Genomic DNA, 12022 nt, shown 5'->3' on the forward strand with positions numbered 1-12022 from the left:
GCCACGTGGCTCGCTCGGTCGCATATCCTGAGGCGGTCTCACCTCAGTCTCGAATTCGCCCAGCGGAGAGACCCGACCCTAAAGGGCGCCGTCCGGCGGTCAAGGCTCGCCGCACTCGCTCGGTGCCCGCACGCCGGCGGAGCGGTCACCGATCCGGTCGAGAGCCGCCGGCGCAGCGTCCTCGGCCATCGACAGATGTCCCACGCCAGGCACGCGGTCGAACGCGACCCGGCTGCCGGCTCGGCACAGCCACGCGCGATGGTCCTCGGTCACCCGCGGCGGCACGCGGTTGTCCGTGCTGCCCTGCGCCAGGAAGATCGGGATGCGCGGCGGAGCAAAATCAGGAGCCGCGTGAGAGCTGGAGAGCCGCGCCTTCGTGCGGCCTGAGCGGCATCCGGCCTGTGCTGCACGTCACCGCAATCTCTGGAAGATCGCCTACAATCCTACACAGTTCGGCGGGCCGACGTAAACGCGGATCTGCTAGACGCCACCATGCATGCAGAAGGTGTGGGATAGTGAAGACGTTGCTCGCAGCCGCCATACTTCTCGGATCGACGGTCGGCGCGATGGCGGTCGAGTCGTACGGGGATTACCGTGACTATTTCGATGCGAAGCCCGTGACCGCGAAGCGCGCGCCGCGCAGCGCTTCCCGGAAGATGGCTCCCATCGACATCACCACGGACCTGAGCGCGGTGCGACGCCGCGCCGATGGCGACCGCCGTGAGATGTACCGCTACGACACTGGGTCGAGGCTGATCGCCGACATGAGGCCTCGCAACTGGGACGGCGGGCATGTTCCCGTGCAGCCGCACAGTTGGTCGCCGGATGGCTTCTGGAGCCCGATGGTACAGTCACACGAGGGGCGCGAGCGGCCCGACCAGTCATTCGAGGGGCGGGGACGGCCCGAGCGATTCCGGTGATGCTGCGTCCTGTCGGGCGCGATGGACGCTGCGGCGTGAGATCTTGAGCGCTCGTTCGAGTCGGTCGAGTACGCCACCCTCGAATAGGTCGACTGGTTCAACCACCGGCGGCCGCTCGAACCGATCGGCACGCTGCCTTCCGCCGAGACGGAAACCCGCCGCTTCTGCCGAAGCCGAGGTCCGAGCCTTGGCCGCCTGACCCGAACCGGACAGGCTCCGGGAAAGCCGCCGCGGTTCACTGCGGGTGACGGCGCAGGCCCGCAAAACCATAGACCTCGATGAGCTTGTCCAGCGGACTAGCTCATCGCCGTGGCGTGACGACGCCTGTTACGCGGCGTACAGAAACACAGGCGCTTGCGCCGCGCGGACTCGGATTTGTCCGACGGGTATGCGACGGTTGCCGAAGTCAGAGCAGGAATGTTGGTGGCTCGCGGCAATGAGCAAGCCTAACATTCGCCTACCATACAGGGCCGAGTTCCTGCTGAACCATAGCTGGTGACGTCGCTTATTTGCGGACGTGCGACAAGGTCGTCGGATGAATTCCTTATCCCGTCTCTTTGTGGCCGCATCACTGGTCGGATTTTACAGCATTGGGTGCGCGCGAGGGCATGCTCCGGGACTGGGTGACGCACGTGGGGCCATCGTGCGTCCCGCGGCCATGAAGCTGTTTGACGCCGAGCCCGTCTTTCCTCGGGTCCCGGCGATCATGCCAAGTCCGTGGATGCCCCTCGAGGTTGGGCGGACCATGGGGGCGATCTGCAAGCCCCACGACGCGGGCGGAGGGACCTCGTTCCTCGGGCTTCATTTCGACGATCACTGCTTCGGCCCGGCTCCTGAGCATGTGGCACACGCTGTCTTGGCCCTCCCTGTCCGAGCGTTCGACCTCGAACGTGACACGCGCCGTGAGGATCTGCGCAAAGCTTTTTACCTGGCGGCTCCCGGCTTCGGGCGCCGTCCTGACTTCACGCTGGGGGCCGGCGCGTTCATGGTCCGCAGCTTCGAGGGAGCGGACCCCCGAGACACCGTGTACCTGATCTGGCCCGTACGATGCGACGAGGGTGAGGCGGGGTTGAATTGCTACAACGGCATGGGTCGGAAGGCTTTTCGGTTCGCTGCCGACGGCGCCTTGCGGGATGTCAGTGCGGACGTGCTGCCGACGGATCCGGTCCTGAGCTCCGACGACCGCGTGCGTCAGACGAAGTACGGCGGCAGCGTCCTGTTTCTGCTCGACGACAAGCTGCCTTATGCGCCCACCATGCGCTGGATCATGGAATTCGATCCTGACTCGCCACCACTCGAGAAGGACGATCCGAAGGCCGCGGGCCCTTGGGCCCACTTCGGCTTCGTCCACTGGACCGGTTCTCGTTTCGAGCTCGTCGATCGAATTACCCGATCGCAATGGCCGTGTCGGAAGCTCAATGACGCCCCGGCCTGCTCGACGTATCCCGACGACTTCGAGGATCCCTTTGTCATCCCGTGAGCGGAACTCTCGAAGTCGAGGGTGGGGCGGTGCCGTCGCCGGAGCATTTTCTGCTCAGGATCGACGGTCCGCCTCTCGATCCGGGTGACGCTCGTCCTCTGTTCGCTCTCTCAGGGAGACGATGATCGTCCCGACACTTTTGAATAGGGGCGCACCGTGGCTCTGTCGGGCGACCGTTGGCACGCGACAGAGGAGGTCGAACAGGCAGCGATGGAAGGACCTCGGCGAAGGCGCACGCCCGCATGGCGTGCTCAATGTGGCCGGTTGCACCCTCGACGCGGCCAACACCGGAGACACACCGTTGACCAGCCGTCCCAAGATCAGCTCCGTTCCGATCGTCCCCAGTGAGGTCGAAGGTACTCTCGAAGCTCCCGTCATCTACTTCGAAGCCACATCGACGCATGGCGTCGGAGGAGGCGTCGGTCGCCTCGCTCTCGAGATGATGCTCTCCGAGCCCAGCGCGGACGGCACCCCGATCAGTCGGCGAAAGATAGTCGTACACCTGCGCGGCCCGCTCGGCGCGTTCATAAGTCTGAAAGCCGCGATTGAACACATTGAGGAAATGGCCGCCGGCCCGCTCACGGCGGACATCGCGGAAGATGGGAAACCCAATTGAATCGCGTGCAGATCTGCGTCAAGCGGTGCTCTCGTACTCAGGTACTATTGGTTCATTCTGGTTCTCCGCAAAATAGAACTTGTATTGATGCTTGGGTCGGAGCAGGTCGAATTTCCGGATTGCGTGAGGGATAATCGATTGGCATGGCAGTGTGTGATGTATCCCGCGCTGGACATGTCGCGTGTTGATATCGGGTATTCGATCGTCATTCGGTCATAGATCAGAACAGGGCAACTATTCGGGATAGTTGGCTTCTTGCCTGTCCTCTCCCGGACGGCGGATGCATCGCGGCGGACAGATCCAGTCGCGGGTTGCCGCGAAAAATCTTGCATCCCTCAAGCTTGCGAGGGATTCGAAAATCGCCCTCAGGATTTTCCCTGGCAATTTCGAATGATATCGATTCTGAACGCGTTGCTGCGAGCCTACTGGCGTGACGCCCGCCTGACGACCATCGCGGTGATCTCGGCCAGTTTGCTCGGTGCATTGGCCTCGATCTCGGCTCCGTACCTTTTCTCACGCGCCGTCGACGATCTGGCCCGCGGACAAGTGCGGTCCGACGCGCTCCCGCTCCTCATGTCCTACGCATTCCTGTTCGGATGCGCGAAAGCTCTGGGCATTGGATCACGGTTCCTGATCGTGCTATGCGCGGAGCGTCTATCGTTCATTGCAAATACGGCCTTCTTTGCGCGCCTCCTACACAAGACGCCAGCCTTCTTCCTGGAGCACAACGCCGCGGAGATCGGGACTGCCCGTCAGCAGGGAACCCAGACGCTGAACCTCATCACCCAGCTCGGGCTCGGAGGCTTGCTCCCTGGATGCGTCCAGATCGCCTTCAGCGTCCTAGTCCTCGGCAACCTCGTCAGCTGGGACATAGCCCTGATCATATTCATCTACGGCGTGGTCGTGATCGCGCTCGACTACACGCGTATCGGCAAAGTCAAACCCGCTCTCAATGAGGCGATGAATCAAAGTCAGGCCAATGCGCGCCTGGTCGGCAACGCCATCGCCGTCATCGACACCCTGCGCCAGACACGCGGCGAACGATGGATCACCGAGCGTTTTACTGCCAGCGCGGGTGATGCCTTCGCGAATTTGCGGCGCTACGCGCTGGTGAGCAGCGCCTTCTGTGGGCTTCTGGGCATCGCTGCAGCCTTGCAGTTGACGGTCACGTTCCTGATCCTCGTCCCCCGGTTCGAGGGCGGCCTGATCTCGATTGGCGGCATCGTGCTCTTCAACACGTTGCTGATCCAGTTGAATGAGCCGTTCCACATGGTCGGCATGGCCATCAAGGAGTCGGTCGAAGCAGCGGCCCGCTTCCGGCCCTTAGCGATGATGTGGAGAGCACCGGAAGAGCTCGAGCCCGCCGATCCGCTGCCCTACCGCCCGTCCCTCGGCATCGTCGCTTTCGAGAACGTCAGCTTTCGCTACGCCAATGGTCGTGGCGTTGCCGACCTCTCCTTCGTCGCTCGCCGCGGCACGCCGACCTTCCTTACGGGTGAGACCGGTGCAGGCAAATCAACCGTCGTTCGCCTGCTGTTGAAGGGGTTGCAACCGAACGGCGGCCACATCTTCGCCGACGGAACCGACCTGACTCGCATCGCGAGCGATGATTGGTTCAACCATGTCGGCGTCGTGCCGCAAGAGGTGACACTGCTCAACGATACGCTGTCGGCCAACATCGTGCTGGGCCGTCCGTTCGACGCGAAGCGCCTCCGCCGGGCCTCCGCGCAGGCCTCCATCCTCACGCGCATCGAGGCCATGCCGGAAGGGTTTGAGACCGTCGTGGGCGAACGGGGCCTCAAGCTGTCGGGCGGTGAACGGCAACGCATCGCCATCGCGCGGGCGCTCTACGGCGAACCGGCGATTCTCGTTCTGGACGAAGCCAGTTCGGCCCTCGACGACGAGACCGAGCGGCACATCATGGACGGCTTACGTGACCTTGTTGACGGGTTGACCATCATCGCCGTCACGCACCGCACCTCCATGATACGGCCAGGAGATCAGAACGTCCGCCTGTCGGCGTCCCCACCACAGGCGTAACCGTCTGAGATGGGTCGACAGCCGAAGGGCGGCTCCGGATGGAATGCCGCCATTTTTGCTGTGGGACGGCAGATGTAGCGAAGCGGATATATAGCCGCACGGACCAAGTCCGACCCTTTTCCGACCCTCGCAGCGCCAGATCGCAGGCCGCGTTGCGAGGCGAAGGTGCGTGGCCGGAACGGGCGGCTCCGCGATCGGCCGGGTTCGAGCACCATGTCGAGGACGTGGGCGTTCGACGTCTGACGGAAGGCGGCCCCGGGACGCTGAGCGCGTCTCGACCACGAACGGCGCGAAGCCGGGTCCCAGAACACCACCGGCATGCCCCGATCCATGCCGCAGATTTGCAACAGAACATGGAAAACAGCCGTTCTAATAGAACTATTCCAGTTCAAGGCCCTGCATTCGCATCGCTGTTTCGTTGCGGCCGAACAAGCGTTTGGCTGAGAGCAGGTGTATCAGTTTAGATCGGCTAAAAGCGTTCAGAACGCTTGCATCTATCCTCGGCGTGACAGTCTAATCGGTCGGCGCCGCGCGCTCGTGTGCGTCGGCGAGGCACCTGAGGATTGGAGTTATGGCGGCGGTATCATTGGATGCCCTACATCGCAGTGAGAACCTGAACCTCCAGCGGTTCCTTCTTCGCAAACTCGGGAACCCTGCCGACGCAGCCGACGCCGCGCAGGAGACGTATCTTCGCCTCGTCAAAGCACTCACGACCACCGACTTGGAGCATCCGCGCCTCTTCCTGTTCCACCTCGCGCGCAACGTCGCCGCCAATCTCGGCAAGCGGCGCCGGTTCGAAGCGCGCCTCTTCCGATCCATGACCGATCTCGAACTGTCGAGCGTCGTGGACGGGCACGCCCAGACCGAGACGCAGGTGATCGCCCGCGAGCAGCTGCGCCTCGTGGCGGCAACGATCGACGGGCTGCCGCCGCGCTGCCGGGAGGCGTTCCTGCTCAGCACCGTCGAGGGCCTCTCGAACGGGGAGGTCGCCGTCCGTCTCGGCGTCAGCCGCAACATGGTCGAGAAGCACCTCATCAAGGCGCTGCTGCACATTCGTCGCGCGTGTCACGAGTTTTTCTGATCGGGCACGTCAGGAGTTCGCGGCCTCGATGGTCTTCATAGGTCGGACGGGCGGAGCGGGCAGCGGGTCGACATGGAGGAGGAGCGCAAGCCCGCGGGCGACGAGGCCGCGGACGACCCGATCTACGCGCGGGCCGCGTTCTGGGTGGTTCGCCTGTCCTCCCCCGACGCGACCGACGCCGACCGGGCAGCCTTCGAGACCTGGCGCGCCGCCGACCCGGCCCATGCCGAGGCCTACGCGGAGATGGAGGCGTGGCGGGGCATCGCCGGGCGCGTGCCCGATACGCGCCGGCGCAGGCGGCCGCCACCGACGCGCCTCGTCGGTCTCGCGGCAGCGCTGGGCCTGTCCGGATTCATCGCCTACGAGAGCGGGATCCTCGACCGTGTCCGCGCCGACGTCTGGACCGGGATCGGGGACATCGAGACGGCGCGGCTCCCCGACGGCAGCCGCGCCGCCCTCAACACCGACACCGCGCTCGCCCTGCACTTCACGGCCGTCGCGCGCGACGTCCACCTGCTGCGCGGCGAGGCGGTGTTCGATGTCGTGCCCGACAGCGCCCGACCCTTCGTGGTCTACGGCGGCGGGTTGCGGGTGCGCGCTGTGGGGACGCGCTTCTTCGTCCGGGCCGGCGGGGACGCCGAACCGGTCGGCGTGGCGGAGGGGCGCGTGGACGCGTCGACGACCGCGGGCGCCGTGACCATCGGAGCCGGCGAGGTCGCCCTCCGGAGCGCCGACGGCCATCTGATGGTCGAGCGCGGCGATGTGGGGCGCGCCACGGCGTGGCGGGAGGGCAAGCTCGTCGTCACGGGGCAGCCCCTCGCCGCGGTCGTGGCCGACCTGAACCGCTATCGGCGCGGGCGCATCGTCCTGCTCGGTTCGGGGCTGGGCGCGCAGCGCTTCAGCGGGACGCTCGACATCCGCGACACCGACGACGCGCTCGACGTTCTGGCCGCGACGATGGGCCTGCGCGTCACGCGCCTGACTCCGTACCTCGTCCTCGTCAGGCCGCCGGCCTGACGAAGCGAAAAAAACCGACGCGGGGAGGTCAGGAGTTTCGCGCCTCGATTGTCGTTTGTCCGTGAGGGCCACGGAGCGCGCGCCGAGCGCGCCGCCCTCCGCGGAACGGGGGCATGAATGGCGGTGTGGGATCTTGGCGGCACGCTCGGCCGCGCGCCGGGCTGTCCATGGCGCGGTGCGGCCCTGGCGAGCGCGTCCCTGATCGCGCTCGGGCAGGCGTCGGCCGCGCAGGACCGTTCGATCACCCCGACCTTCGTGCGGGCGGGCGAGCGGCTCAACATCGTGCCCGTCGCCACCGGCGATGCCGCGCCGCCGCGCGCGCTCTCGGAGCGGCGCGTCCGGCTCTCGATCGCGCCCGGCCCCCTCGAGCCGGCCCTGGCGAGCCTCATCGCGCGGACGGGCCTGTCGCTGGCCTACCGGACGGCGCTGACCGAGAACCTCGCGACGCGGGGCGTCGAGGGGGACGTCCTGCCCCTGGAGGCGCTGACGCAGCTGCTCGACGGGACGGGGCTGACCTACCGCGCGGCGAAGCACGCGACGATCACGCTCGTGAACCCGCGCTACGCCCAGGCGTCCCTGCCGCCGGGGGATTCGAACGCGCCGACGCTGGTCGGGGCGGCCGCCGCGTCGGTCACCCTCGACGAGCTCTCGGTCGAGGCCCAGCAGCCGACCTTCGGGACGACGGGCTTCGTCGCGACCCGGTCAACGGCGGGCTCGAAGGGCAACGATTCCATCCTGGAAACGCCCGCCACCGTCAGCGTCATCACCCGCGACGAGCTGAATGTCCGGGGCGTGCAGGACGTCAACCTCGCGGTCGCCTACACGCCCAACGTCCAGGCCGTCGACTATCCCGGCGGCCAGGGCGGTCCGACCTTCACGCTGCGCGGGTTCAACGCCAACAATTTCGACAGCGTCTACGAGGACGGCCTGCGCTACGGCTTCAACTCGTTCGACCAGAACATCGAGCCCTACGCCTACGAGCGCATCGACGTCGTGAAGGGGCCGATCTCGGTCCTCTACGGCCAGGGCCAGCCGGGCGGCATCATCAACCTCGTCTCGAAGCGCCCGACCTTCGTGCCGTTCAACGAGGTGTTCATCCAGGGCGGCAATTACGGGCGCGTCCAGGCCGGCTTCGACCTGTCCGGCCCGGTCGCGGGGGCGCCGCAATTCGCCTACCGGGTGACCGGCCTCGTCCGCAACGCCGACAGCCAGGTCAGGTACACGCCGGATGACCGGACCTTCATCGCCCCGGCTCTGACCTGGCGGCCGGACGCCGACACGTCGCTCACGGTGCTGGGCAAGTACGCCGAGTACCGCGGCGGCGGCTCGGAGCAGAGCCTGCCGATCGTCGGCTCGATCCTGCCGAGCGCGCGCGGCTTCTTCCCGCGCAGCCCGTTCGTCGGGCAGCCGAACTTCAACACCGGCCTCCTGGAGAACAAGGAGATCGGCTACATCCTCGACCACAGCTTCGCGCCGGGATGGCTGCTGCACTCCGCCTTCCGGGCCTACGAGACCACCTCGAAGTTCGATGCGGTCGGCGCCAGCCCGGCCTTCACGCCGCCCGGTTTCCTCGCCGTCTCGGTCTTCCCGTACCTGCGCGACCAGTCGAGCCAGGGGCTCCTGACCGACAACTATATCCAGGGGCGCTTCGACACCTGGGACATCCAGCACGACGTCGTCTTCGGCGTCGGCTTCCAGAACTACTACCGCCGCGACGCGCGGACCTTCCCGAACGGCTACCCGACGATCGCCGCGAACCGCCTGATCGACCTGTACAATCCGGTCTACAACCTCGGCATCGCCTTCCCGCAGCGCACGAACGTCTCGACCCGGGCGCTCCAGCAGCAGACGGGCGCCTATGTCCAAGACCAGATGAAGTGGAACGGCTTCATCCTCACGGGGAGCCTGCGCAAAGACTGGGTCGACCAGCAGGTCCGGACCACCTTCAACTTCCCGAACCTGCCGGTCGCGACCCTCAACCGGACGACGGTCGACAACCAGAACTTCTCGGCCCTGAGCTACCGGGCCGCCCTGGGCTACGAGTTCGCCGCCGGAATCGTGCCCTACGCCGCCTACTCGACGTCGTTCAACCCGCAGATCGCGGGCCAGCGGGCGGACGGGTCGGCGCTGCCACCCCGCGAGGCCAGCCAGATCGAGGGCGGCGTCAAGTGGCAGCCGGTCGGCACCAACGCGCTCGTCACCGCGTCGTATTTCGAGATCACGCAGACCAACATCCCCCTGGCCGATCCCCGCAACCCCGGCTTCTTCATCGTGACCGGCGCCGCGGAGTCGCGGGGCTTCGAACTGGAGGGCAAGGCGAGCCTGTTCGACGGGTTCAACCTGATCTTCGGCTACGCCCACCTCGACACGAAGGTCACGCGGAACGCGACCAACCCGGCGCTCGTCGGCAATCGCCTGCCGAACGCGCCGGACAACACCCTGTCCCTCTTCGCCGACTACACCTTCCCGCTGAACTCGCCCTTCGCCGGCTTCCGGGCGGGGGCGGGCGTGCGCTACGTCGGCGAGCGGACGGACGCCACCAACGTCGATCGCATCCCGGCCTACGCCCTCGTCGACGCCTCGCTGAACTACGACCTCGCCCAGCTGAACCCGGCCTGGAAGGGCGCAATCCTGTCGGTGAACGCCAACAACATCTTCGACCAGCGGTACTTCACGTCGGGCTTCTACACCGGCTACGTCTTCGAGGGGTTCCGCCGGAGCGTGTTCGGGACGCTCACCTATCGCTGGTAGGATCGTCGGACGATGACGCGCGCGGCGCCGACCGTCTCCGGGCGGCCGGGACCGGAGGGGTATCGGCGGGCGTCGGCCCGCCGCTTTACCGCCTCGCGAACCTTCCGCCTGTGTCTGTGGCCGCATGGCGGGAGCGGGCCGGTCGCGGCGCCGTTTTGGCCCGATCTGGCCGCATCGAACCGCGGCGCTCGGCCAAGCTCGCGATTGCGGGGGGGGGGGGGCTATCCGTTCCAGAAAGGGGGATCCCCGTTTCAGGACGTCGCGCGCGGCACCGAGTGTTGCCGCGATGTGATAGTCCGTTAAACCCGCATTTCCTAACCCCCGTGCAAAGCTTGCGGCAGGCATGACGGGGGTCAGTCCGGTGGTCAAACAGTATAGCGATGTAGAGCGTGTGACCGGATCCTGTGATCCGAGCCGGGGCGCGCGCGCCGGAACCCGGCGGCGCGGCCCCGTACGGCTCGGATTGCTGGTCGGCAGCTCGCTCGCGACGCTCGCGCTGGCTCTGGGACCTGTGGCGGCGCAGACCGTGCCGGCGCGCTCGCCCTCGACCTTCGATGCCTTCGGAGTTCCGTTGACGGCGGCGCAGTTCGACACGCCCGAATACCGGGCTGATTGGGGGTTGGCAGCAATCAACGCCGCGACAGCCTATGCGCGCGGCTTCACCGGAAACGGCGTCCTGGTTGCTGTTGTTGATAGCGGCATTGACCCGAATCATCCCGAATTTAATAACCGCCTCGGCCGTATTTCTCCATATTCCCGTAATTTCATTCCTCCAAACGATCCTTTTCTGCTCGGTGACACGGACCCCAAAAGCCACGGCACCCATGTAGCGGGAACAATAGCAGCAGCCCGCAACGGAACGGGTATGATGGGCGTCGCTTTCGACAGCACGGTCCTAGCGCTCTTCGACCTGACGAATACTGCAAATGCAATCGATTACGCAGCTCAGCAGAAAGCCAGGGTTTTAAATGGCAGCTATGGACCTGTTGTTTCCGAACCATTCGATAGTAACGGCATTCCGAATCCAACCTATCGGAGATTGACGACACAAGAATACACGCTAGGCGATATTAATGAGTATCGAGCGATAAAGCGGGCGGTCGACCGCGACATGCTCTTGGTGTTTGCAGCTGGCAATGAACGTCTGGATCAACCCGATGTGACGACGAGTCCGACGGGTGCCGCGCTATACCCGTTCATCAAGCCCGAAAATGCCAATAGCGGCATCTACCAATTCTACACTCGCCGCGGACTGAACTCCGCCAACATGGAAAGCGTCGATGTAGCTCCGGTCGGACCAGTCGATCAGAGCAAGATCGACTTCTCCAGTCTTTCTGGCTACATCATGTCTGTAGTCGCAGTTGACTCCAGCAACCGAATTGCCTGGTTCAGTAATCTGTGCGGTGTCACAGCGGCGTGGTGCATTGCAGCGCCGGGAACAAACATCTACTCCACCGTCCAGGTCGGAACGGGGCTTAACGGCTCAAACTATGGATCTAAACAAGGCACCTCGATGGCCGCGCCGCACGTAGCGGGTGCAGCCGCTGTCCTGCGTCAGGCGTTCCCGTTCCTGACGGCGCCGCAGATCGCCCAGACCATGTTCACCACCGCCACCCATCTCGGCGACGGTCCGGCCAACGCCCCGAACGCCACCTTCGGCTGGGGCCTGCTCAACCTCGGCAAGGCCATCGACGGCCCGGGCCAGTTCACCTCCGACTGGACGGTCAACACCACCTACAACGGACAGGCCTATTACGGCCGCTTCGCCAACGCCATCTCCGGCGTCGGCGGCCTGACCAAGGTCGGGCTCGGCACCCTCGAACTCGCCGGCACCAACACCTATGCCGGACCGACCACTGTCGCCGGCGGCACCCTGTTCCTGTCCGCCAGCGGCAGCCTGACCTCACCGGTCTCCGTCCAGAGTGCGGGCACCTATCTCAATGCCGGCTGGACCCAGAGCAGCGTCAGCAATGCCGGCCTCCTGATTAACACCGGCACCATCTCCGGAGGTGCGACCAATGCCGGCACGGCGCTCAGCAGCGGCGTGATCGCCGGCGGCGTGGCCAACAGCGGCACGCTGTCCAACAGCGGCACCGTCGCGGGCGGCCTGACCAACA

General features: G+C 65.6%; 9 protein-coding genes and 1 pseudogene. 9 read left to right on the forward strand and 1 reads right to left on the reverse strand.

Translation table 11 applies throughout. From position 1 onward, the window contains the following. Positions 1-99: 99 nt before the first annotated feature. Positions 100-324, reverse strand: a complete 225-nt coding sequence (locus ACLBYG_RS23210; protein WP_447683053.1) for a hypothetical protein — start codon at positions 322-324, stop codon at positions 100-102. A 191-nt stretch (positions 325-515) separates the two neighbouring features. Here ACLBYG_RS23210 and ACLBYG_RS23215 point away from each other — a divergent pair, with 191 nt between their 5' ends. The 9 genes and pseudogenes from ACLBYG_RS23215 to ACLBYG_RS23255 form a co-directional block, all read left to right on the forward strand. After that, positions 516-920 carry a hypothetical protein gene (locus tag ACLBYG_RS23215; RefSeq protein ID WP_244534999.1) on the forward strand — a complete coding sequence of 135 codons (405 nt, stop codon included), beginning with the start codon at positions 516-518 and terminating at the stop codon, positions 918-920. Positions 921-968: 48 nt separating this feature from the next. Then, a pseudogene (locus ACLBYG_RS23220) lies at positions 969-1119 on the forward strand (IS3 family transposase); the annotation flags it as partial. Between the two features lie 459 nt (positions 1120-1578). After that, entirely contained in the window at positions 1579-2400 is an 822-nt protein-coding gene (locus tag ACLBYG_RS23225; protein WP_447683045.1) for a hypothetical protein, read from the forward strand. A gap of 301 nt (positions 2401-2701) precedes the next feature. After that, positions 2702-3016 carry a hypothetical protein gene (locus ACLBYG_RS23230; protein WP_020095892.1) on the forward strand — a complete coding sequence of 105 codons (315 nt, stop codon included), beginning with the start codon at positions 2702-2704 and terminating at the stop codon, positions 3014-3016. A 390-nt stretch (positions 3017-3406) separates the two neighbouring features. Next, complete coding sequence (locus ACLBYG_RS23235; protein ID WP_447683046.1) at positions 3407-5056, forward strand: ABC transporter ATP-binding protein; 1650 nt, start codon at positions 3407-3409, stop codon at positions 5054-5056. 571 nt (positions 5057-5627) lie between these two features. Next, entirely contained in the window at positions 5628-6137 is a 510-nt protein-coding gene (locus ACLBYG_RS23240) for an RNA polymerase sigma factor (protein ID WP_056524283.1), read from the forward strand. A 72-nt stretch (positions 6138-6209) separates the two neighbouring features. Then, a complete protein-coding gene (locus ACLBYG_RS23245; protein WP_447683047.1) occupies positions 6210-7154 on the forward strand; it encodes a FecR family protein in 945 nt (314 codons plus the stop codon). Positions 7155-7271: 117 nt separating this feature from the next. Continuing rightward, positions 7272-9905 carry a TonB-dependent siderophore receptor gene (locus ACLBYG_RS23250; protein WP_447683048.1) on the forward strand — a complete coding sequence of 878 codons (2634 nt, stop codon included), beginning with the start codon at positions 7272-7274 and terminating at the stop codon, positions 9903-9905. 361 nt (positions 9906-10266) lie between these two features. Next, positions 10267-12022, forward strand: a 1756-nt coding sequence (locus ACLBYG_RS23255; RefSeq protein WP_447683049.1) for a S8 family serine peptidase, incomplete at its 3' end; no start/stop codon positions are given.

The sequence above is a fragment of the Methylobacterium sp. D53M genome (genome assembly GCF_053345625.1).

What these genes read in the sequence shown, in the direction of transcription:
- ACLBYG_RS23250 (WP_447683048.1), top strand. Translation starts at nt 7,272, where the DNA reads ATGGCGGTGTGGGATCTTGGCGGCACGCTCGGCCGCGCGCCGGGCTGT.
- ACLBYG_RS23235 (WP_447683046.1), top strand. Translation starts at nt 3,407, where the DNA reads ATGATATCGATTCTGAACGCGTTGCTGCGAGCCTACTGGCGTGACGCC.
- ACLBYG_RS23240 (WP_056524283.1), top strand. Translation starts at nt 5,628, where the DNA reads ATGGCGGCGGTATCATTGGATGCCCTACATCGCAGTGAGAACCTGAAC.
- ACLBYG_RS23225 (WP_447683045.1), top strand. Translation starts at nt 1,579, where the DNA reads ATGAAGCTGTTTGACGCCGAGCCCGTCTTTCCTCGGGTCCCGGCGATC.
- ACLBYG_RS23245 (WP_447683047.1), top strand. Translation starts at nt 6,210, where the DNA reads ATGGAGGAGGAGCGCAAGCCCGCGGGCGACGAGGCCGCGGACGACCCG.